Source organism: Yoonia rosea, from assembly GCF_900156505.1.
In the GTDB taxonomy this organism is placed as follows: domain Bacteria; phylum Pseudomonadota; class Alphaproteobacteria; order Rhodobacterales; family Rhodobacteraceae; genus Yoonia; species Yoonia rosea.
The window spans coordinates 21,263-44,220 of record NZ_FTPR01000002.1 but is presented as its reverse complement, the minus strand read 5'-3'; the positions used below and the strand labels follow the sequence as shown (position 1 = coordinate 44,220).

Annotated in this window: 13 protein-coding genes; 6 read left to right on the top strand and 7 right to left on the bottom strand. The window is 59.4% G+C overall.

All coding sequences use genetic code 11. The features are described from left to right. The first annotated feature begins 98 nt into the window (after window positions 1-98). From B0B09_RS11455 to B0B09_RS11435, 5 genes are read left to right on the top strand one after another with little or no spacing between them, the layout of a single operon-like run. Window positions 99-6,539: a type I polyketide synthase gene (locus B0B09_RS11455; protein WP_076659939.1), complete on the top strand. Its 6,441-nt coding sequence runs from the start codon at window positions 99-101 to the stop codon at window positions 6,537-6,539. Beyond that, window positions 6,540-7,532, top strand: a complete 993-nt coding sequence (locus B0B09_RS11450) for a glycosyltransferase family 2 protein (RefSeq protein ID WP_076659938.1) — start codon at window positions 6,540-6,542, stop codon at window positions 7,530-7,532. A 1-nt stretch (window position 7,533) separates the two neighbouring features. Further along, the gene (locus B0B09_RS11445) at window positions 7,534-12,084 is read left to right on the top strand and encodes a MupA/Atu3671 family FMN-dependent luciferase-like monooxygenase (protein WP_076659937.1); all 4,551 of its coding nucleotides are present in this window, start codon (window positions 7,534-7,536) and stop codon (window positions 12,082-12,084) included. Next, entirely contained in the window at window positions 12,084-12,710 is a 627-nt protein-coding gene (locus B0B09_RS11440; RefSeq protein WP_084190824.1) for a 4'-phosphopantetheinyl transferase family protein, read from the top strand. The genes B0B09_RS11445 and B0B09_RS11440 overlap by 1 nt, the downstream gene beginning before the upstream one ends. After that, the gene (locus tag B0B09_RS11435; RefSeq protein ID WP_076659935.1) at window positions 12,703-13,629 is read left to right on the top strand and encodes a hypothetical protein; all 927 of its coding nucleotides are present in this window, start codon (window positions 12,703-12,705) and stop codon (window positions 13,627-13,629) included. Before B0B09_RS11440 ends, B0B09_RS11435 begins: the two co-directional genes overlap by 8 nt. 27 nt (window positions 13,630-13,656) lie before the next feature. On the opposite strand, the gene B0B09_RS11430 is transcribed toward B0B09_RS11435, so the two are convergent. The 7 genes from B0B09_RS11430 to rfbC are packed head-to-tail and all read right to left on the bottom strand — an operon-like array spanning window position 13,657 to window position 21,277. After that, entirely contained in the window at window positions 13,657-15,753 is a 2,097-nt protein-coding gene (locus B0B09_RS11430) for an NAD-dependent epimerase/dehydratase family protein (protein WP_076659934.1), read from the bottom strand. Window positions 15,754-15,760: 7 nt separating this feature from the next. Further along, window positions 15,761-16,732: a glycosyltransferase family 2 protein gene (locus tag B0B09_RS11425; RefSeq protein ID WP_076659933.1), complete on the bottom strand. Its 972-nt coding sequence runs from the start codon at window positions 16,730-16,732 to the stop codon at window positions 15,761-15,763. Beyond that, complete coding sequence (locus tag B0B09_RS11420; RefSeq protein ID WP_084190823.1) at window positions 16,729-17,976, bottom strand: glycosyltransferase family 4 protein; 1,248 nt, start codon at window positions 17,974-17,976, stop codon at window positions 16,729-16,731. The genes B0B09_RS11425 and B0B09_RS11420 overlap by 4 nt, the downstream gene beginning before the upstream one ends. Further along, window positions 17,933-18,802 (bottom strand): glucose-1-phosphate thymidylyltransferase RfbA, encoded by an 870-nt coding sequence (gene rfbA / locus B0B09_RS11415; RefSeq protein WP_076659932.1) that lies wholly within the window; start codon window positions 18,800-18,802, stop codon window positions 17,933-17,935. Before rfbA ends, B0B09_RS11420 begins: the two co-directional genes overlap by 44 nt. Beyond that, on the bottom strand, window positions 18,799-19,677 hold the full coding sequence (gene rfbD / locus B0B09_RS11410; RefSeq protein WP_076659931.1) for a dTDP-4-dehydrorhamnose reductase: 879 nt from the start codon (window positions 19,675-19,677) through the stop codon (window positions 18,799-18,801). Before rfbD ends, rfbA begins: the two co-directional genes overlap by 4 nt. Then, window positions 19,674-20,711, bottom strand: a complete 1,038-nt coding sequence (gene rfbB, locus B0B09_RS11405) for a dTDP-glucose 4,6-dehydratase (RefSeq protein WP_076659930.1) — start codon at window positions 20,709-20,711, stop codon at window positions 19,674-19,676. Before rfbB ends, rfbD begins: the two co-directional genes overlap by 4 nt. Beyond that, complete coding sequence (gene rfbC / locus B0B09_RS11400) at window positions 20,708-21,277, bottom strand: dTDP-4-dehydrorhamnose 3,5-epimerase (protein ID WP_076660640.1); 570 nt, start codon at window positions 21,275-21,277, stop codon at window positions 20,708-20,710. Before rfbC ends, rfbB begins: the two co-directional genes overlap by 4 nt. 196 nt (window positions 21,278-21,473) lie before the next feature. On the opposite strand from rfbC, the gene rffA reads away from it, so the two are divergent. After that, entirely contained in the window at window positions 21,474-22,613 is a 1,140-nt protein-coding gene (gene rffA, locus B0B09_RS11395) for a dTDP-4-amino-4,6-dideoxygalactose transaminase (protein ID WP_242654411.1), read from the top strand. The last annotated feature ends 345 nt before the right edge of the window (window positions 22,614-22,958 follow it).

Below are 22,958 nucleotides of genomic sequence, written 5' to 3'. Positions count from 1 at the left end.
AAAGGTAAACCTTCTTGTGACATCAAGAAAACTGACATAATTTGAACTATTATTGCTAGTATTTGTATTGCTTCTGTTCATGAGGCTGTTTGGTAGTTGTGTTGCCCCCATCACGAGATGATATCAATTTCGCCGAAACCGACATCGCCATTGTCGGCATGGCTGCGCATTTACCGGGGGCAGATACGGTTGCGGCCTATTGGGAAAACCTCAGGAACGGGATCGAATCGATCCGCCATTACAGCAAAGAAGAATTGCTGGCGGCGGGCGAGGCCGCGCATCGCCTGAACCGGCCTGATTACGTGCCAGCTGCGGCCCCGCTGGCGGGCTATCAGGACTTTGACACAGAATTTTTTGGCCTCTCCGCCAAAGAAGCCGCCATCATGGACCCGCAGCACCGCCGTTTTCTTGAGGTCGCATGGGAGGCGATGGAAAACGCGGGCCATATGCCGGAAAACGCGAAAGGCCCGATTGGTGTTTTTGCCGGCTGCGGTATGGGCAGCTATTTCTATTTCAACATCTGCTCGAACCCCAAACTGGTCGACAACGTGGGCATGTTCCTGCTGCGCCACACCGGCAACGACAAGGATTTCCTGTCCACGCGCCTGAGCCATATTTTTGACCTCAAGGGTCCGAGTGTGAACGTGCAGACCGCCTGTTCCACCTCTTTGGTGGCCACCCATTATGCCACGCAGGCATTGCTGTCGGGTGAATGTGACATGGCGCTGGCGGGCGGGGTCACGATTGAGCTGCCACAGGACCGTGGGTACATCTACAAAGAGGGTGAGGTGCTGTCGCCTGACGGCCATTGCCACGCTTTTGACCATCGCGCCCAAGGCACGGTTTTCGGGTCAGGTGCCGGCGTTGTTGTTCTGCGCCGTCTGAAGGATGCGATTGCCGATGGCGATCATATCTGGGCAGTGATCAAGGGATCGGCGATCAACAACGATGGCGCAGCCAAGGCCGGTTATCTTGCGCCGTCAGTAGACGGCCAGGCCGAGGCGATTGCCGAAGCGCAGATGATTGCCGAAACGCCTGCGGACACCATCGACTATATCGAATGCCACGGCACCGGCACCTATCTGGGCGACCCGATTGAGGTGGCCGCACTGACGCAGGCGTTTCAGGAAACCACGGACGAGGTGGGGTTCTGCCGGATCGGGTCGGTCAAGACCAACATCGGGCATCTGGATACAGCGGCGGGCGTGGCCAGTCTGATCAAGACCTCGCTCGCGCTGCATCACAAACAGATCCCTGCTTCTCTGGGCTATGAAAAGCCAAATCCTGCGATTGATTTCGAAACCTCGCCTTTTCGGGTGAACGATACGCTGACCGATTGGGTCAGCCATAAAGGGCCAAGGCGCGCCGGTGTGAATTCACTGGGGGTTGGGGGGACCAACGCCCATGTCGTGTTGCAGGAAGCGCCAGAGCTGCCGCCATCAGATGCGTCGGATTGGCCGTTTCAAATCCTGACAGTCTCGGGGCGCAACAAGGCTGCCCTTGATGCCAACTGTGCCGCTTTGGCCGCACACCTGCGCGCAAACCCTGACCAGCCTCTCGCCGATGTCGCGTGGACCCTGCAAAAGGGCCGTCGCGCCTTTGAGCGCCGCCGCGTGATCGTGGCCGAGACCCATGAAGACGCCGCAGCCCGGCTTGAAGCAAACGACCCCCGCCGCGCGTTCAGTCATACGGTCGTGGGTGAAGACCCCGATTATGTCTTCATGTTCCCCGGTGGTGGCGCACAATACGCCGGCATGGCGCGGGACCTCTACGAGACCGAGCCTGTCTTTGCGGAATGGATGGATCAGGGTCTGGCCATCCTGCAACCCAAGCTGGATTACGACATCCGCGCGCTTTGGCTGCCCGAACCAGGGCAGGAAGCCGCCGCTGATGCGAAGCTGACGCAGCCGTCCGTGCAATTGCCGCTGATCATGATCGTGGAATATGCGCTGGCGCAACTCTGGATGAGCTGGGGTGTGCAGCCTGCCGCCCTGACAGGTCATTCGATGGGTGAGAACATCGCCGCCTGTGTCGCCGGTGTCATGTCTTTCGAGGACTGCATCGGACTGGTTCATTTGCGTGGCAAGCTCTTTGATACCGTCCCTGCGGGGGGCATGCTGTCGATTGCGCTGCCTGCGGATCAGCTGGAACCGTTTCTGGGCGATGAACTGGATTTGGGCGCTGTGAACGCCCCGCAACTGAGTGTCGCAACAGGCGCGCAATCCGCGCTGGATGATCTTGAAGCGCGGCTGAAGGCCAAGGATATCGACTGCCAGCGCATTCCGATTGATATCGCCGCACATTCGCGGATGCTTGACCCGATCCTGAAGGATTTCGGCGATTATCTGCGGTCGATTGAGCTACACGCCCCGAAAATTCCGTTCACATCTAACCGAACAGGCCAACTGATCACTGACGCACAGGCGCAGGACCCCGAATATTGGGTCGGCCATTTGCGCGGTACGGTCCGCTTTGCCGATTGCCTGACCACGTTGGCGGAAAAAGACGACCGCGTCTTTATCGAAGTCGGTCCCGGCAAGGCGATGTCATCGCTCGCGGGCCAGCACGGGAAAGTCACTGCGAACCAGGTGATTTCCAGCCTGCGTCACCCTAACGACAATATTGCCGATGATGCGTATTTCATGGCGATGCTGGGCCGTGTCTGGGCCGTGGGCGGCACCTTTGACTGGGGCCAGATCTGGGGCGAAGCGCGGCGTTTGCGTGTGCCGCTGCCGACTTACGCGTTCCAGCACGCCGCCTATTTTATCGAACCCGGCACAGTGACGGCAGATCAGGCCAGCGAATGGCTGACCCGCAACACACCGCCCGATGAATGGGGTTATCGGCCTGCATGGCTGCCGCGTTATGCGGCATGCGATGTGGATGTGACCGGTGATCTGTCCGAAGCGGACAAGCAGACTTGGTTGGTCTTTGCTGATGATGCGGGACTGACCGCCGCCGCCGCAGACCGGTTGCGCGACGCGGGGCATGATGTGATCACGGTGCGGCCTGGTGATACCTTCGCGCGGGATGGTGAGGGGGGATATTTCCTTGCGCCTGAGCGTGGGCGTGAAGGCTATGATCTGCTGATAGCAGACCTCAACACCCGCGATTTGATCCCGACCCGTATTTTGCATGGCTGGATGATTACGGCGGATGAGAGTTTCCGCCCCGGTTCAAGCTTTTTCCACCGCGTGCAGGAACAGGGGTTCTATAGCCTGTTCTTCCTTGCCCAAGCGATTGGGGGCGAAGACCTGCCGGGCGACATCCACATGACTGTGCTCTCCAACGGCGCCGCCCAGCACAAGGGCGAGGCCCTGCCGCACCCCGAAAAAGCCACGCTTGCAGGGCCTGCACGTGTCATCCCGCGTGAATTTCCGCATCTGACGGTTGCGACGCTTGATCTTGAACTGCCCCAGCCTGAGACGCGCAAGAAGCGCCGGCTGGCCAAGGCCGATAGCGACCGTTTGGTGGGCCATATCCTTGAGGATGCGCTGGCCGATCCGGGCAATGGCACCGCATTGGTGCGCGGGGGGAAGCGGTTTGCGCTCACCTATAAACCTGCAGCGCTGATGGAATTGCCTGATGATGGCCCCTTGCCTGTGTTGGAAGACAAAGGTGTCTATCTGATCACCGGTGGTTTTGGTGGCATCGGCCTGACGCTGGCCGAGGCGCTGATCAAACGCTGCGGCGCGCGGATTGCGCTGTTGTCGCGCAGTGGTTTGCCGCCGCGTGAGGCGTGGGAGACGACGCTGAAGAATACTCCGCCGACCGCATCACTGGCGCGGCGCATCAGGGCGGTGCAGGCGCTTGAGGCGCTGGGCGGTGAGATCCTCTCGGTCGCCGCAGATGTCAGCAATGTGGAAGATATCCGCTACGCCCGCGCAACGGTTGAGGCCGCTTTCGGGCCGATCAACGGGGTGATCCATGCCGCGGGCCATATTGATGACGCGCCGATCATGGCCAAGGATGTGACTAGCATCGAAGACGTCTTCGCCCCCAAAATCCACGGCACCCAAGTGCTGGACGAGGTCTTTCCCGACGGCGATCTGGATTGGCTGGTGTTGTTCGCCTCAAGCTCGACTGCGACCGCCCCAATCGGGCAGGTCGATTATGTGGCGGCGAACGAATACCTGAATGCCTATGCCAAATCGCGCAGCGGCGGTACGACGGTGGTGCGTGCGATCAACTGGGGTATCTGGGCCGATGTGGGCATGGCGGCCGATGCGATGGAAGAACGCACAGGCGCCGCCGCCCCCGCCGAAGTGACCGATGTCAGCGCACCAATGCTGGATCACGCGACGTTTGACCGTGCGGGCGCGCGTGTCTTTACCGCGACATACACCGTGGCCGACCGCTGGTTTCTAGATGAGCACCGCACCAAGGCGGGTGATGCGCTTGTCCCCGGGACCGGCTATCTGGAAATGGCGGCAGAGGCGCTTCAAAGCATGGGTGAAACGGCGGCCTTTGAAATCCGTGATCTTTATTTCCTGCGCCCCTTTGCCGTTGGCGATACGGGATCGGTGGACCTGCGCCTGACCTTGCCGCGCAGTGATGCGGGCTATGAGTTTTTGGTGGAAAGCGGCACAGACGGGGCCTTTACCCAGAACGCACAGGCCAGTTTGCAGATATTACCAATGGGTGCGCCCGCGCCGCTAGATATTGCCGCCATCGCCGCGCGCTGTGCGGCACCGATTGAGGCGGGTGATCTGGGCTGGATTGCGTCACCGCAAGAGGCGCATCTGAAATTCGGGCCGCGCTGGCGCGTCCTGCAATCCACCGCCCTTGGCGATGGTGAAGGGCTTGCCACGCTGGCGCTGCCGCAGGCCGCGGCGGGTGATGCCGATACGGGGTACCTGCTGCATCCCGGCATGATGGATCTGGCCACGGGCTGGGCCATGAAGCTGATCAAAGGGTACACCGCGCAGCACCTTTGGGTGCCGGTGTCCTATCGGTCGGTCAAGGTCTATGCCCCGCTGCCCGCACAGGTGGTCAGCTGGGTGCGCAACGCGCGCGACAACACATCAGACAGCGACATCGCCAGTTTTGATGTCACGCTGGCCGCACCGGATGGGACGGTCTGTGTGGATATCACCGGATTTACGATCCGCCAGATGGCTGAGATGACGGGGTTTGGCGCGCAGGAGCCAGCCCCTGCAACGGTAGGGCAGGATGATATCGCGCGCCCCTTGTCGCCTGCCGAAGAACGGCTGCGCCATAACCTGTCGCAAGGCATCCGTGCCGAAGAAGGGGCGGACCTCTTCTTGCGCGCGCTCATCAGCCCGCATCAACAGGTGATCCTGTCGTCGCTTGATCTGGAGGCGCTGATTGCGCAGGCGGGCCAGAGCGATGAAGATGATGCCGAAGACGGGCAGAAATTCTCGCGCCCGCAACTGGATAGCGATTTTGTGGAACCCGAAGGCCCGATCGAAGAGCGGCTGGCGGGGTTCTGGCAGGACCTGCTGGGCGTCGATCAGATCGGCGCTGAGGACAGTTTCTTTGATCTGGGCGGGCACTCCTTGATTGCGGTCCGGCTCTTTGCGCAAATCCGCAAGGCGTTTGCCGTCGATTTCCCGATTTCGGTGCTGTTCGAGGCCCCGACAATCCGCAAATGCGCGGCCCTGATTGCCGCGCGTGGCGTTGCCGTCGAAGGCGAGGATGCACCGACCGGCGCCCCCAAAGCGCCCACCCGCCGTTTCACCCATCTGGTGCCAATGCATCAGGGCGAAGGCGGGCGCAAACCGCCCTTCTTCCTTGTGGCGGGCATGTTCGGCAACGTGCTGAACCTGCGCCATCTGGCGCATCTGATTGGCAACGACCGTCCGTTCTATGGTTTGCAGGCTCGCGGCCTTTTGGGCGATGAAGATCCCCACCGCACGATTGAGGCCGCCGCCGCTGATTACATTGCCGAGATGCGGCAGGTCCAGCCGCACGGCCCCTATTATCTGGGTGGCTTTTCCGGTGGCGGCATTACGGCCTATGAGATTGCCCATCAACTGCGCGCGCAAGGTGAAGAGGTTGCCGCACTTGTGTTGCTGGATACGCCTTTGCCGGTCCGCCCGACCATGGATCGCGGTGATCGATTGCGCACGAAATTGCAGGACATTCAGCGCGGTGGTCCGATGTATCTGGTGGACTGGTTCAAGTCGCGGATCGCATGGGAGATCGCCAAACGAAAGGGCCGCGAAGAAACCGCTGAGGAAGGCCAGCAATTTCACAATCTGGCGATTCAGGATGCGTTTCTGGAAAGTGTTGGTGCCTATCATGTCAAACCTTGGGATGGGACGATGGCTCTGTTCCGCCCGCCTTTGGTGCCGAAATGGACCGTTGGCGATCGCCTGATCAGTTCCGAGCGCACCTATCTTTATCCCGACAATGACTGGACCCAATTTGTACCGGGCTTGGATGTTTTCGAGGTGCCCGGTGACCATGACAGTATGGTCCTGGAACCTAATGTGCGCGTTCTGGCCGCCCGTATCCGCCGCTATTTGGAACGACCGGTGGGTGCTGCGACCCAATATAAGGAAGCTGCTGAATAGATGGCTGATCCGCGCATCCTGACAATCGTGCTGAACTACAAGACAGCACAGATGACGCTGGAAGCGGCAGACGCCGCGCGGGTGGCGATGCAGGGTTTACCGGGCGAGATTGTGATCGTCGACAACGACAGTCAGGACGGATCGTTTGAGACGATGGCGGCGCATGTCGTCTCTGCGGGCTGGGACAGGACCCGCGTGATCCAGTCAGGCCGCAACGGCGGCTTTGGCGCAGGGAATAATGTGGGTATTCGCGCGGGGCTGTCGGATGGCGGCAGGCCGGATTACGTCTATATCCTGAACTCGGACGCCTTTCCCAAACCCGATGCGATCCGCGTGCTTTATGACCATTTGAATACGATCCCGAGCACCGGTTTCGCCGGAAGCTTTATCGCCGGTGAAGACGGTGTGCAGCACACGACGACCTTCCGCTTCCCCTCAATCTGGAGCGAATTGGAAGGGTCCATCAATTTCGGCCCTATCAGCAAGGTGCTGAAATCCTATCGGGTGCCCAGAGAGTTGATGGAGACAGCCCCTGTCGATTGGCTGGCCGGTGCCAGCATGATGATCCGGCAGGACGTGCTGGATGAAGTCGGGTTGTTTGACGAGACATTCTTTTTGTATTTCGAGGAAACAGATCTGTGCCGCCGTGTGCAAAAAGCGGGGTATCAGGGTATGTTTCTTGCAGATAGCGTGGTCACACATCTGGGGTCTGTTTCAACGGGCATGAAGGAATGGCGGCGCGTGCCGGATTACTGGTTCGATTCGCGCTGGTATTACTTCGCCAAGAACCATGGGCGCGCTTATGCTGCCTGTGCCACGATCCTGCATTTGACAGGCGGCAGCCTGCACTGGCTACGCTGCAAACTGACCAGCAAACGCCATGGCGCGGCCCCGCATTTCCTGCGGACCATGGCTGCGCATGACTTTGCAGCAATGTTCAAACCTACGCGCGGGCGGCCTGTTCTGGCACGAACGCAAACCGGAGGAGAGTGACATGTCCACATTTCGCGCGGTTATCATCGGCAATGAATCCCTTGCCATGCAATGTGGCGAGATGCTGCGCGATGCGGGCCACACCCTTGCCGCAGTTGTGACGCGTAACGCGGATGTGGCGCAGTGGGCCAAGGATGCGGGCCTGCCGGTTGTGTCCTCTGACGATGATCTGTTGGAGGCCCTGTCGGGCCTGTCTTTTGACTGGCTTTTGTCTATCGCCAACCTTGATATGATCCCCGATGCCGTGCTGGCCCTACCTACGCGCGGGGCTGCAAATTTCCATGACGGCCCTTTGCCGCGCTATGCGGGCCTGAATGCGCCGGTTTGGGCGCTCTTGGCAGGTGAGGCCGAATACGGCATCAGCTGGCACTTGATCGAAGGTGGTGTGGATGAAGGCGGACTGCTGGCGCAGAGCTTTTTTGACGTAGCCCCTGATGAAAACGTCCTGACGCTGAACGCGAAATGCTATGCCGCCGCCATCGACAGTTTCGAGACTGTGATTGACAAGCTTGCCAGCGATGCCCCCGTCGTCACTGCGCAAGACCTGACGCAGCGGACCTATTTTGCCAAAAATGACAGACCGCCCAACGCCGCACGTCTGGATTTCACCCAAACTGCGCGCAAGATTATGACACTCGTGCATGCGCTGGACCACGGCGACTATTGGAACCCGCTGACCTGTCCCAAGATCGCGACGGATGCAGGTGTGTTCCTTGTGGCGAAAGCGGCTGCTGAAAAAACCGCGTCTGATGCGGCCCCCGGTACGGTGATTGCGGTGGGTGATGACAGTCTCACCATTGCAACGGCCACCGCGCCGGTCACCTTGCGGGGGTTGCGTGACGCGGTGGGGCGCGCTGTCGCTGTCGCAGATATTGTACGTGCCGGCGATGTGCTTCCAAAGCTTGTTTCCGAAGAAGCTGAGGCGCTGACCGCAGCGCTCAAAGCCACACTGAAACACGAGGGGACATGGCGCAAAGCGCTTGCGGCGATGACCCCTGCCAACTTGCCGCTGATCGACATGGGGGCGGGTGAAGGCGAGATTATCAGCCTGCCGTTGACGGGTAATGCCGATGATTTGGCCCGTGCGCTTGGGGCGTTGGGGGCCGCGTTGTCCGATGATCCTGTCACGCTGGCGCTGGGCGTAGCTCATGAACATCCCGGGTATCTGAATGACTGGGTGCCCGTAGGCGCGGACGATGATTTTGATGCCGCCGCCGCCCATGGCCCATTTGCCGCTGATCTTTGCGCCCGTATTCCCGGTGGCGTGGCGATGCCTGCCTTGGGCCTGTCCAAAGAGGGCCACATCAAAGGGACTGCCCTGACGGTGGCGGGGAACACGCTCTACGCCGATACGGGCAAGATGAGCGCGCAGGCCGCGCAATTGATGGCCGCGCGCCTTGATCATATGGCTGCACAGATCGCCAAGGACGGGACCCCCACGATCCTGTCCGAGGCAGAGCGCCAGACCCTTCTTTATGACTGGAACGCGACCGCCACGGACTACCCTGCCGACCAGTGTATCCATCAGGCATTTGAAGCGCAGGTCGCCCGCACCCCGGATGCCGAGGCGCTGGCCTTTGAGGGCGAAAGCCTGACCTATGCGGAACTGAACGCCCGCGCCAATGCGTTAGCCAATGTGCTGCGCGCCAAAGGCGTTGGCCCTGACGCGATTGTCGGCCTGCACCTGCGGCGATCCTCGGCGCTTTTGATCGGGGCCTTGGCGATCATGAAGGCAGGCGGTGCCTATCTGCCGATGGACCCTGCCTATCCCGCCGACCGGACCGCGCATTTTATTGCAGACAGCGGCACCAAAGTGATCGTCACCGACAGCGCGCTTGCCGCCGATTTGCCGCCCTCCGCCGCCGAAACCGTGCTGGTTGATGCATTGCCCGCAGGCACCGAGACGGGTAATCCAGATAGCGGCGTCACAGGCGCGCATCTGGCCTATATGATCTATACCTCAGGCTCGACCGGGAAACCTAAAGGCGTGATGGTCGAACACCGCAATGTCGCGAATTTCTTTACCGGCATGGACGACCGCATTGCGCATAACCCGCCCGGTGTGTGGATGGCGGTAACATCGCTGTCGTTTGATATTTCGGTGCTCGAACTGTTCTGGACCCTCGCGCGGGGCTTCAAGCTGGTGGTCTCTGGCGATGAAAACCGTGCGCTTGTCGCAGGTGAAGGCAGCGCGCCGGGTGTGGGTATGGATTTCAGCCTGTTTTACTGGGGCAATGATGACGGGATCGGACGCGACAAGTACAGGTCGCTTCTGGAAGGCGCGCAGTTCGCCGACAAGAACGGGTTTTGCGCTGTCTGGACGCCTGAGCGGCATTTCCACGCCTTTGGCGGCCCTTATCCCAATCCTTCTGTGACAGGTGCGGCCGTTGCCGCCGTGACCCAGAATCTCGCAGTGCGTGCGGGGTCTTGCGTGGCACCTCTGCATCATACTGCACGGATTGCCGAAGAATGGGCGGTGATTGATAACCTGACAAACGGGCGGACGGGGCTTGCCATTGCCTCTGGCTGGCAGCCCGATGATTTTGTGCTGCGGCCTGAAAACACGCCGCCCAAGAACAAGCCCGCGATGTTCGATGCGATCCGCGATTTGCGCAAACTCTGGGTTGGTGAAACGGTGGAATTCCCGCGCGCGAATGGCGAGATGCACGGTGTCGTCACGCAGCCGCGCCCTGTTTCAAAGAAACTGAACGTGTGGGTCACGACCGCTGGCAACCCCGAGACGTGGAAAGGGGCCGGCACCAATGGCTGTAACGTGCTGACCCACCTGCTGGGCCAAAGCGTGGATGAAGTCGCCGAAAAGATCGTGATCTATCATGATGCCTTGCGCGCGGCAGGCCATAATCCGGATGACTTCACCGTCACCCTGATGCTGCACAGCTTCCTGTCCGATACCCGTGACCATGCCCGCGAAATCGCCCGCGAGCCGATGAAGGACTATCTGCGCGCCGCTGCTGGCCTGATCAAGCAATACGCCTGGGCGTTTCCTGCGTTCAAGAAACCCAAGGGCGTCGAAAACCCGATGCAGATTGATCTTGGCTCGCTCGACGAAGACGAGATGGACGGGATTCTGGAATTCGCCTTTGAGCGCTATTTCAACGACAGCGGGCTTTTCGGCACGGTCGAGGATGCCATTGAGCGCGTGAAAGAGGTCAAGGCCATTGGCGTCACCGAGGTTGCTTGCCTGATTGATTACGGCATTGACGTGGATCTTGTATTGGAGGGGCTGAAGCCGCTGGCAAAGGTCGTGGCCGCCAGCAATCAAGAGGTGACACAGGGCGACTATTCTATCGCCGCCCAGATCGCCCGCCATAAAGTCACGCATCTGCAATGCACGCCCTCGATGGCGCAAATGCTGACCATGAACGATGAGGCGCGCGCGGCCCTTTCGGGGATCAAACATATGATGGTCGGGGGCGAGGCTTTGCCGGGCGCGTTGGCGGATGAGTTGCGCAGGGTTACCGGCGGGCATGTCGAAAACATGTACGGCCCGACGGAAACGACGATCTGGTCAACCACCCAAACCGCTGAAGCGGGCCAGGGTGCTGTGCCCATCGGCACGCCCATCGCGAATACGCAGGTTTACGTACTGGATGACGACATGCAGCCGGTGCCTGTTGGCGTTCCGGGCGAGCTTTATATCGGCGGCGCAGGTGTGACGCGGGGCTATTTCCAGCGCGATGAACTGACTGCCGAACGCTTCCTGCCCAACCCCTTTGCTGATGGGCGGATGTATCGCACGGGTGATCTGGCACGCTGGCGGCCTGATGGGCGGCTGGATTTTCTGGGGCGCGCTGATTTTCAGGTCAAACTGCGCGGGTACCGGGTGGAACTGGGCGAAATCGAAAGCATCATCGACCGGCATCAGACGGTCCAGCAATCTGTTGTCGTCGCGCGCGAAGACACGCCCGGGGTGGTCCAGCTGGTTGGCTATCTGTTGGCCGATGGCAAGGTGGACGAGGCCGCATTGCGCAAAGAGATGCTGCAATCCCTGCCGGACTATATGGTGCCGCGCCATTTTGTGACGTTGGATGCCTTTCCTTTGACGCCCAACAAGAAGATCGACCGCAAAGCGCTGCCGGCACCCGCCCTTGGGCAGGCCCCCGCTGCACCCGCGCCGGTCGTTGCACCCACGGCACCGGCAGCCCCTGTTGATCTGGGGTCAGAGGCCGAGATCAGCGACAGGATCGCAGCGATCTGGTCTGCGACGCTTGGTGTTCAGCAAATCGGCGCGAAAGACAGTTTCTTTGATCTTGGCGGGCATTCCCTGCTGGCCGTGCAGGTCCACCGCGAAATTCGCGCGTCGATGGGTGTGCAGAAACTGTCGATTACAGATATTTTCCGCGCGCCCACCTTGGGCGCATTGGCAAGGATTGTTGCGCAAAAGGCCGGTGCACAGCCCGCACCGGCGCAACCCGCCCCTGAAACGCCTCTGCCAGCGGCAGCACCTGCAACAGCGCAAGCCACAGGCAACAACCTGCAAGACGCGATGGCCCGCCGCCGCGAAATGCGTGAGCGCAGGCGTAATCGCTGATGGAAGGGGTCAGGGCGGCTTTGCGGCAGATGCTTGGCCCCCATGCCGGGATCGGTGTGACCGATCCGGCCCAAGACACCGCGCTTTGGGATGAAGAGGCCGCCGCAGTCGCCCGCGCAATCCCGAAACGGCGCACCGAATTTGCTGCGGGGCGCTGTGCCGCGCGCGCTGCAATGGCCGAGATTGGGTTTGCGCCCACCGCGATCCTTCAGGGACGTGACCGTGCCCCGATCTGGCCTGCAGGGCTTGCGGGATCGATCGCACATTGCGACACCTGCTGCGTATCTATTGTTGCTTTGCAAGAACACTATGCCGCGCTTGGCGTCGATGTCGAACCGGCAACGCCGCTTGCCGATGATCTGATCGCGGTCATCTGCACCCCGGCAGAACGCGCATGGCTTGCGGGTGAAACTGATCCGGGCCTTGCCGCGAAGATGATTTTCAGTGCGAAAGAGGCCGTCTATAAGGCGCAATATCCGCTGACAGGTAAGGTCATCGGGTTTGACGCGGTGACGCTTGAAATGATCGACTGTGCCTATCGTGTTGCGGGTAATCCCACCCTTGCAAACATGAAAGGTGCGATCTTGATCGAAGACGGCCTGATCCTATCTGTTGCCTATGTTTAAACGTATCGTGTTACGCGTTATTGCTCCCGCCCTCGCTGTCATGGCCGCACTTGGCCTCTATGCGCGCGATCCCGCGCCGCTGGACAAAGACACCTTCGAAGCGCTTTACGCAGAACCTGCCCCAAAACCTGACGGCCCACGGCAGGTCTTTCATATCGGTCATAGTCTCGTGGGGCGGGATATGCCTGCGATGCTTGCCCAACTGGCAGGTGAAGGGCACGACTATGCAAGCCAGTTGGGATGGGGTGCGACGCTGAAATCTCATTGGGAACCGGATGTTGCGATCAACGGGTTCGCCGAGGAAAACGCGCACGAAAAATACCGGGACGCGCATGAAGCGATGGAGTCCGGCGATTATAATGCGCTCGTGCTGACCGAGATGGTCGAGATCAAGGATGCGATCAGGTATTTTGACAGCCCAACCTATGTTTATCGCTGGACCGACAAGGCCCAATCCCGCGGTCTGCCAGTCTATCTCTATGAGACATGGCACCAATTGGATGACGCGAGCGGTTGGCTGTCACGTCTTGATCAGGATCTGGGTCTATATTGGGAAGATGCCATTCTGCGCCCGGCACTTGCACGGGCCGAGATCCCACGACCGGTTTACATCATCCCAGGTGGTCAGGTCATGGCGGCCTTCGCGCGCGCTTTGGAAGCACAGGGACCGGTGGGGCCTTTGGCAAGCCATGAAGATCTGTTCAGCGATGATATCCACTTCAACGACTACGGCGCCTATCTGATGGCGCTGACGCATTATGCGGTGCTTTATCAGCAAAGCCCTGTCGGGCTGCCGCACCAGCTTTCGCGTGCAGATGGCACACCTGCGGATGATCCGGGCGCAGAGGCCGCGCGTCTGATGCAAAACGTCGTTTGGGATGTCGTGACATCCCTGCCTCGTACGGGGGTGCGATCCTAGCCGCCGGTCTTGGGGCTGTCAGACTGATCAGAACCCAAACAAATTGGCATTTGTGATTGCGCCACGAACAAGCGTCTCGCGATCTGCGGCTGGAATCCAGCCCAGCTCGTTCTTGGATTTGGAAATATCAAATGGGGTAAAATGTGCGCGTGACTTCCAGTCTTTGAGCGAAGCACGCGACAACCCTTTGCGGCGCAACAAGGTGACCTTCATGGCATGTTTCACCAGATCAGCCACAAACAGCGCGTGGAGTGAACTGGTTGAGACAGCCAATTGCGCCCCCATCTGATCATGGATCGCGCTAAAATAATCGCGGGCTGACATAAGCGGTTCACCCACAAGATTATATGAACGGCCTTCAATCCCTTCCTTTTCCATCATGCGGATCAGGCCGTCCGTCAGATCATCGATCAAGACGAATGGCAGGATATTCCGGCCGTGCCCCCAGATGCGGACAGCGCCGGCACCGTGCCAACGCCCGATCCCCCAGTGTTGTAGGGGGCCGCCTTCGCCAACAACGATCCCGGGGCGCGCGATCACCAGCGGCAGGCCTTGTTCTGCATGCATTTGCAACAGGCGCTTTTCACATTCAGCCTTGGACCGTGCATAAATGTTGCGGTCGTTCATATCATTGCGAAAGCCGGTGTCTTCGGAGATCTTCCTGCGCGGGTCCGACATGTCGTATGATGCGATTGTGCCTGTATAGATCAGGCGGCGCACACCGGCTGTCATCGCGGCCTTTGCCACCCCGACACTGACATCAACATCGTTGGCTAGCGCATCTTCCCAAGTTTTGTCGGTAGATTTGGCTAGATTATAGACGGTGTCGATACCCTCCATCGCCTGCGTCAGGCCGTCTGTATCCCGCATTGACACCGCCACCGTTTCAACGCGGTTGGCGATATCGGCAAATGGGCCGGTCCTGCCGCGGCTCAGCACGCGCACATCGTACCCCCGTTTGACCAGATCACGGGTCAGCGCGCGTCCGATGAACCCCGTGCCACCAATGACCATCACCGTCGGTTTTGGGGTGCCCTTTGGCCGCGCAGGCACTGTTTGTGCTGGCATCATGGCCAATGCATCATCAATGCTTGTCATCACAACCTGCGCTGTTTTCATGTCAAATCTGGGATCGAGGGGCTTTTGATTGCGCAAGCTGTCGTAGAAGGCTCCGATCGCGCCAGCAAAGCTGAGTCCATATGGGGATTTTCGGTTCAGGGAGATCAACTGCCGTCCGAAGTTCACACCACCTTCGCGCAGATGCTGCCATCCCTGAGAAAGTTGTTTGCGCAATGGATTGAGAACCAGATCGGCGTTGTTTTCGCGGCGGACCACCAGTGTATCTGCGGCGTAATCAAACCGGGCCTGCGCGGTGGAACCCCTGAGTGTGACGCTGCGATCATCGACTGTTTCAACCAGCGAAATATTGAAGGTCACATCTACATCACCGGCGCGTGCCAGAATGCGCCATCCCTGATGCCGCGTTTCGCCGCCCGGCAGGGCGATCGGCTTGCTCAATGCCAGATGACATACTTCAACCTTGCCGAAAAGATCGGTCGCAAAGGCAAAAAGATGCGGCCCCAGTTCCAGCAAAAGGTTGCGCGGTTCCCGCAAGAGCCAAAGCCCGAATGGGCCCGACCGTAATGGCGGCAGTGGAAAACACCAATTGATCTCGGCCATGGAGATACGGCCAAGATTACCGCCCTGCGCCGCTTTTTTTAGGCGTTCATAGCTGGGCATCCCAAGAAAATTGTGTCCCGCAGCCATCAGCCGGTCTGCTTTTTGGCCCGCAGTGACCATTGCTGCCGTCTCTTTCGCAGAAACACCGACAGGTTTTTCAATAAAGCAATGCAGGCCCGCCGCGGCTGATTTCTCGGCCAGAGCGCGGTGGCTATCCGGAGGTGTCAGAATATGAACGGCATCAAGGTTTTCCTGCGCAACCATTGCATCGAAATCTGTGTAAGGCTTTGCGCCAAAGCTACTGCCCAAAGCATCGGCAGCACTAGCAGACATGTCGCAGACTGCGACGAGATCGACATCTGTCAGTGACTTGATGGTATCGGCATGCCAGGTGGCGATGTAACCCGCGCCAACGATCCCGACCCGCAAGGGTGCTTTTGCCATTTGGTCCTCACTTATACTCGATAATCGCCATGTCCGTGTGGCGCATGACACGCCAGTGATAGGTTAGCAGCCCAATCAGATTTGGAAACTTGGACAAACTCAGAAATACAGAGTGATGGACTGCCTTTCGCGGCGCAAGCCCGCTTGCCATCAGGCTGCGCGCCGTCCGGAGATAGGAAACCACATACAGCCCCAGCACCGGCAAGAGAAACCAGGCGGAGACACTCATCGCGACCACTGCCAACAAAGGCAAAATCGCCCCATAGACCCAAACCCTCTGACGGGCGCGCAGGAAATGTTCGGGGTGCAATGCGCCCACTTGCGCAAATCCATGCCCTGCGCGTACCGCACGCTGCCACCACTGTCCAAAGCGCATCATATCCGCGTCATGCAGCGTCATGCGCACTGGCAAACGATGCACGCGCCAATGCGCCTTGCGCACACGGATGCAAAACTCGTCGTCTTCTGCTGCAATGACATGCGGGTTGAAACCACTCACTTTTTCGAAGACAGACGCGCGCACCATCATATCGCCTCCGCAGGCGTCGATATCGCCCGCTGGCCTGTGCCACTCAACATCGGCAAGCGCGTTATAGACGCTGGCATCCGGATGGATTTCCGACCGCCATCCCGTGACGATCCCTATTTCCTCGTGCTGCATCAATGCCTCTGCACCAGCATCAATCCAATCCGGCTCAACCATGCAGTCCCCGTCGATGAACTGGACAAATTCCGGCACGGGATCGAGGGCTGCAAACCCTGCGTTGCGCGCCCTTGCAGCGGTGAAAGGGACGCTGAGGTCCAGCTCGACCACCTGCGCGCCCGCATCACGTGCAGCCTGCAGGCTGTTGTCGGTCGAGCCGCTATCCACATAGACAATGCGCGAGACGACACCTTGCAGCGACGCAAGACTGGCAATCAGACGCGCGCCCTCGTTGCGCCCGATGACCACCACGGCAATGTCGGGCGCTGCGGTCATGTGTCGGTCATTCCCGCGGGAAATAATGCACGCAGGCGTGCCGCATTCAGTGTTTGATCGTGCGCATCCGCAACGCGCGCGCGCCCTGCTTTGCCCAGTGCTGCAAGTGTCGCCGTTTCCGCCGAGAGGGCTTGTGCCACAGCGTCCTGCAGGGCGGGCACATCGCCTTCAGGAACGATCCAGCCGACCTCTGCATCGACGAGTTCCGGAATTCCGGTGATCTGCGTGGTCACAACCGCGCGGCCCATTGCGAGGCTTTCCATCAAAACGATCGGCAGGCCTTCGGCGAAACTGGGCAAGGCAAAGATGCGCGCGCCCTGAATGGCGGCGCGGACTTCATCACCGGTGCCCCAACCCGCCAGTGTCACGTGGTTCTCGAGGCCTAATTCGGCAACGCGCTTTTCGATCGAGGCGCGGTCTTCGCCATCGCCGATAAAGACAAGTTCAAGGGTCGGAAAGTCTTTGACCAGTGGCGCTACCGCTTCCACCAAAAGCGCCTGCGCCTTGGCCGGACACAGGCGGCCGACACAGACGATCCGCGCGTTTTCCGGTGGCGGGGTCAGTTCGAATTCGTCGAGATCAATCCCGCAGCGCACAACATGCACTTTGTCCGCACCGGTCCCGCCCGTCGCTGTCAGGATCACATCGCGCGCGTAATCGGTGATCGCGGCGACAAAGGCGGCATGTGCCACTTTCATCGGCAGGCCATTGGCAGCTGGATCGTCGAATTCATCTGGACCATGGGCCGTGAAACTGTAGCTGGGGCCGCCCATCCGGCGCGACAGCAAGGCCACCGCCGCCGAATTGGTCGAGAAATGCGCATGCACGTGATGGATATTTTTCGCTTTGGCGGTCTGCTTGAAAAACACGGCTTCGACGAGATAGGCCACGTTCCGGAGCCCCGTGCTGCCTGGCCGTGTGGCGAGATGTAGCATTGTCTTTGCCGCGCGGACAAAACCGATCGGGTTGGTAACGATCTCGGACACGGTGCGCCCCGCCAGCGCCAAGGCGCCCTGTTTGAGGATGTAGGTCGTCTTGCCAACCTCGTCGCGGTCACGCGGATCGACGGGTACTTCGGCCCAGTCGCGGATCGCAAAGCGGGCAACTGGCACGCCAGCCGCCTCATGCGCCTGAATTTCGCGGCGCACAAAGGTGGTCGACGTGATGGGGTAGGTGTTCATCAGATAGGCAAGGCCCATGTCAGAGCAGTCCGCGCAGATAGGCACCATACTCGGTCTTGGCATAGCGATCTGCCAGCGCGATCAGTTCCGCATCAGTGATCCAGCCAGCGCCATAGGCAATTTCTTCGGGGCATCCGGTTTGCATCCCTTGCCGGCTTTGCAGGGTGCGTACGAAATTGGCGGCGTCCAGCAGGCTGCCATGGGTGCCGGTATCAAGCCACGCATAGCCGCGCCCCATGGTCTCGACCTTGAGCGCACCCTCGGTCAGATAACTTTCCAGCAAGCTCACGATTTCCAGCTCGCCACGTGCGCTGGGCTTGATGGCGCGTGCGCGGTCGGGGGCGGTGCCATCGAGGAAATACAGCCCTGTCACCGCGTAGTTGGAAGGCGGCACATCCGGCTTTTCGATAATCCGTGTCACACGCCCGTTGTCGTCCATACCGACCACGCCATAGCGCTGGGGATCAGCCACGCGGTAGCCAAAGACGGTGCCACCTTCCGTCTGCGCGTCTGCGCTAGAGAGCAGTTCCGGCAGGCCGTGTCCGAAGAAAATGTTATCCCCCAGCACCATGGCCGAGGGCGCGCCATCCAGAAAGTCCTCGGCGATCAGATAGGCCTGTGCCAGACCATCGGGGTTTTCCTGCACCAGCCATGTGATCTGCAGGCCCCACTGCGCGCCGTCGCCCAGCAGGTTCTGGAATTGCGCCTGATCCTGCGGGGTCGTGATGATCCCAATCTCGCGGATGCCGGTCAGCATCAGCACCGACAGCGGGTAATAGATCATCGGCTTGTCATAGATCGGCATAAGCTGTTTCGACAGCCCTTGGGTGATCGGCCAAAGCCGCGAACCGGTGCCGCCTGCGAGGATTAGTCCTTTACGTGTACTCATACAATTGTCCTACGCGATGAGGTCCGTTGCGTCAGCATCTTTGCCAGTGCGCTGCGCCAATCGGGGCGCGCGATGCCAAAGGCGGCTTCGGTGCCGGTGCAATCAAGCCGTGAATTGGCGGGGCGTGTGGCGGGGGTCGGATAGTCTGCGGTTGTGATATCGGTGACGGTTACGTCGCGGTCTGCGATGTCAAAGATTGCGCGCGCGAAATCGGCCCATGACACATCGGGTGCGCCGCTGAAATGATAGATGCCGCTAGCCTCCTGCCCTGCGGCCAAGGTCTTGGCTATGGTCAAGCAGGCAGCGGCGATGGCATCAGCGGGTGTCGGGCCGCCGATCTGGTCGGCCACAACGGTGAGCGCATCGCGCGTCTCGGAGAGCCGCAGCATCGTGGTGACGAAATTTTTGCCGTTCGCGTCAAAGACCCATGCCGTGCGCAGGATCGCGAAGGTGCCGCCGGCGTGCGTCACACCTTTCTCGCCCGCCAGTTTGGTCCGCCCGTATGCGCCAAGCGGGCCGGTCGGGTCTGTGGGCTTCCACGCAGCACCTGCGCTGCCGTCAAAGACATAGTCGGTCGAGATGTGCACGAAAGGGATATTCTTGGCGGCACAGGCCTGCGCCATTGCGGTGGGGGCGTCGGCGTTGACGATCCGGGCTGTCGCTTCGTCGGTTTCGGCGGCATCGACGGCGGTATAGGCGGCGGCGTTAATGACAGCATCGGCGTCACTGGCGGCGATGATCGCGGCACAGGCGGCGGGGTTGGTCAGATCGGCAGCATCGCGCCCGAGTGCGGTGATCTCGACCTCCGCAGCAGGGCCAGCGGCGATGAGCGCGCGGGCGACTTGGCCTGTTCTGCCGAAAACCAATATCTTCATGCTTTGCCCAATCGCGCGCCGACACCGTCGCGGTCCAGAAGCGGCTGCCACCAGTCAGGGTTATCAAGATACCATGCGACGGTTTGGGCGAGGCCTTCTTCCAGCGTGACCGAGGGCCGCCAGCCCAGTTCCGTGCTGATGCGTGTGGGGTCGATCGCGTAGCGCAGGTCATGGCCCGGGCGGTCGGCGACATAGGTGATCAGATCGGCATGCGGGGCAGCATCAGGGCGGTGCTGATCGAGCAGGGCGCAAATCATCATCACCAGATCAATATTCCGCGCCTCGTTTTCGCCGCCAATGTTGTAGCTGCGGCCCAACTGCCCGCGTGTCAGGACAGTCAGCAGGGCATCCGCGTGATCTTCGACATAAAGCCAGTCACGCACGTTTTCGCCTTTGCCATACACGGGGATCGGTTTGCCATGCAGGGCGTTCAGGATCACGACAGGAATCAGTTTCTCGGGGAAATGGTAGGGGCCATAGTTGTTGGAACAGTTCGTCAGCACCACAGGCAGGCCATAGGTTTCCGCCCATGCACGCACCAGATGGTCACTGGCGGCCTTGGAGGCGGAATAGGGGCTGCGCGGGTCATAGGGCGTGTCTTCGGTGAACTGCCCCTCGGCACCAAGCGAGCCGTAAACCTCATCCGTAGAGATGTGGTGAAAGCGGAATGTGTCGGGTTTGCCTTGTGCGTCCCAATAGCTGCGCGCAGCCTCAAGCAGGGTATAAGTGCCGGTTATGTTGGTCTGGATAAATGTGCCTGGCCCGTCGATTGAACGGTCTACATGGGATTCCGCGGCAAGATGCATGATCGCATCAGGCGCGTGCTGGGCCAAAATACGGTCGACCGCGGCACGGTCACAGATATCGGCCTGTTCGAACGCATAAAGTGGGTTGTCCGCGACACTGGCGACATTGGCCAGACAAGCGGCATAGGTCAGCGCATCCAGATTGACGACGCTATGCCCCTCTGCCACCGCCTGCCGCACGACGGCTGACCCGATAAAACCTGCGCCACCGGTGACAAGAATTTTCATGTCGCATCCCTATAGGTGAAGGGTGATGTCAAACCGGCAAAGCTGGGCGCCGCTGCATCTTTGTCGGAAAGCACGGCGTCTTGCACATCTATCCCCCAATCAATCGCCAGATCGGGATCGTCAAAGCGGACAGACCCTTCTGTAGCGGGCGCATAGGCCGCCGAGCACTTATAGGCGACCATGCAATCGGCTGTGCGGGTGACAAAGCCGTGCAGGAAGCCTTCGGGAATGAACAACTGATTGCCTTTCTCGGCGGACAATTCGCACCCGACCCACTGGCCATAAGTGGGAGAACCCTTGCGGATATCGACAGCGACATCCCAGATGACGCCCTGCAGCACGCGGACAAGTTTCGCCTGCGCAGAGGGTGGCGCCTGAAAATGCAAGCCACGCACAGTGCCGATGTCCCGACTATAGGACTGGTTGTCCTGCACAAACTGCGTGGTGATCCCGTGCTGGGCCAGCGTGTCTGCGTTATAGGTTTCGCTAAAATGGCCGCGGCTGTCTGCAAAACGGCGCGGGGTAAGTTCGATGACGGCAGGGAGGCCTGTCAGGGTGATGATCATCAAATTTTCCACGCATACGCATTAGATACTCGGTTCAACCTTTTCTATAAGGTTTCATTGATCAAAAATCTATCGCCGGTTTAAGGTGATGATAGGGATGGAAAGCCGTTGATTGCTTTTCCTGCTCACAATTACTGATGTGTATAAGGCCGAAAACACGCTACAGAACTGGTAGAGCCCGTGAGGAGTGGACACCATGACGCGGAACATGACGCCCTTTAACAAGCCGTCCTTGGTCGGGGATGAAATAGCCAATATGCGCGATGCCATCGTGCGTGGCCAACTCTCGGGGGATGGTCATTATACGAAGGTTTGTAACGCGATCATTGCCCAAATGACTGGATCCAGAGCGGCGTTGTTGACGAATTCCTGCACCGCAGCGCTAGAGATGGCGGCAATCCTGTGTGATCTTCATCCGGGAGACGAGGTGATTATGCCGTCCTTCACTTTTGTGTCGACGGCCAATGCAGTCGTATTGCGAGGAGCTATCCCCGTCTTTGTTGATATTGACCCTCGTACGCTCAATATTGATCCTGAAAAAACAGCGGCTGCTGTTACGCAGCGCACAAGAGCAATAATAGCGGTGCATTATGCGGGCTTTCCTGCTGACATGGATGCATTGTCTCAGATCGCAAACGACCATGGTCTCGTGTTGATCGAGGATGCAGCCCAAGCCTTTGGATCAACCTACAAAGGGCGTCCGGCTGGCAGCCTTGGGGATATGGCGGCGTTCAGCTTTCATGAAACGAAGAATATTCTGTCCGGTGAAGGTGGGGTACTGACGTTAATGCGCCCGGATTTGCTGGAACGCGCCGAGGTGATCCGAGAGAAGGGAACGAACCGTTCGCAGTTTTCGCGTGGTCAAGTGGACAAGTATACATGGGTCGATATTGGCTCTTCCTTTTTGCCCGGAGAGTTGGTCGCATCCTTCCTTTATGGCCAGTTGCAACAGGCTGATAAGATTTTGGCGCGCCGGCTTTCCTTTTTTGACCAATATAACGACGCTTTCGCGGATCTTGCCGGATCTGGGCGTGTTACCCGCCCTGTCGTGCCGTCAGATACGACCGGCAATGGTCATATGTACTATCTGATGCTCAGAAACCGTGCGGACCGCGATGCCTTTATCACGCACATGCAGAAAGAAGGCGTGAACACACCTTTCCACTATGTTCCGCTTCATTCAGCGCCTGCTGGACTGAAATACGCACGCTTTGAAGGAAAGAGCCTGCCTGTGACAGATGATGTTTCAGCGCGCCTTGTCCGATTGCCGATGTTTTTTGAACTGGGCGAAGACATTTCCAAGGTCATCACAAGCGCAAGAAGCTATCTGTGTTGAAGGCGGGCAGGGAGAGCAGTTCGTCAGGGTCATTGCTCGCGGGCACGGGGATCAACAAAGCGGCATGCGCTGCGCAGCAAACCAGCTGTTGGGCCAGTATCCTTTACGAAAGGTGTCGTTCAGGTCACCGGCGTGCAACTTACTGACAAATAATGAATTTTCGTCTCTTGCGTAGGTTGTGGGTCTTAATATCACGGCATGAGCAATAGTTTTGTCGCATTTCCAGAAGTATTGTTGTGTGCAGCATAGTCCGCTATTACTGGAACCTACTGCGGAAAATTTGGCCGTAAGAAACCTCTATCTCAAGGAATGAGGCGTTAGCTTATGACAATTGCGCCAAAGGTA

What these genes read in the sequence shown, in the direction of transcription:
- B0B09_RS11450 (WP_076659938.1), top strand. Translation starts at nt 6,540, where the DNA reads ATGGCTGATCCGCGCATCCTGACAATCGTGCTGAACTACAAGACAGCA.
- B0B09_RS11445 (WP_076659937.1), top strand. Translation starts at nt 7,534, where the DNA reads ATGTCCACATTTCGCGCGGTTATCATCGGCAATGAATCCCTTGCCATG.
- B0B09_RS11440 (WP_084190824.1), top strand. Translation starts at nt 12,084, where the DNA reads ATGGAAGGGGTCAGGGCGGCTTTGCGGCAGATGCTTGGCCCCCATGCC.
- B0B09_RS11435 (WP_076659935.1), top strand. Translation starts at nt 12,703, where the DNA reads ATGTTTAAACGTATCGTGTTACGCGTTATTGCTCCCGCCCTCGCTGTC.
- B0B09_RS11430 (WP_076659934.1), bottom strand. Translation starts at nt 15,753, where the DNA reads ATGGCAAAAGCACCCTTGCGGGTCGGGATCGTTGGCGCGGGTTACATC.
- B0B09_RS11425 (WP_076659933.1), bottom strand. Translation starts at nt 16,732, where the DNA reads ATGACCGCAGCGCCCGACATTGCCGTGGTGGTCATCGGGCGCAACGAG.
- B0B09_RS11420 (WP_084190823.1), bottom strand. Translation starts at nt 17,976, where the DNA reads ATGCCAAGACCGAGTATGGTGCCTATCTGCGCGGACTGCTCTGACATG.
- rfbA (WP_076659932.1), bottom strand. Translation starts at nt 18,802, where the DNA reads ATGAGTACACGTAAAGGACTAATCCTCGCAGGCGGCACCGGTTCGCGG.
- rfbD (WP_076659931.1), bottom strand. Translation starts at nt 19,677, where the DNA reads ATGAAGATATTGGTTTTCGGCAGAACAGGCCAAGTCGCCCGCGCGCTC.
- rfbB (WP_076659930.1), bottom strand. Translation starts at nt 20,711, where the DNA reads ATGAAAATTCTTGTCACCGGTGGCGCAGGTTTTATCGGGTCAGCCGTC.
- rfbC (WP_076660640.1), bottom strand. Translation starts at nt 21,277, where the DNA reads ATGATCATCACCCTGACAGGCCTCCCTGCCGTCATCGAACTTACCCCG.
- rffA (WP_242654411.1), top strand. Translation starts at nt 21,474, where the DNA reads ATGACGCGGAACATGACGCCCTTTAACAAGCCGTCCTTGGTCGGGGAT.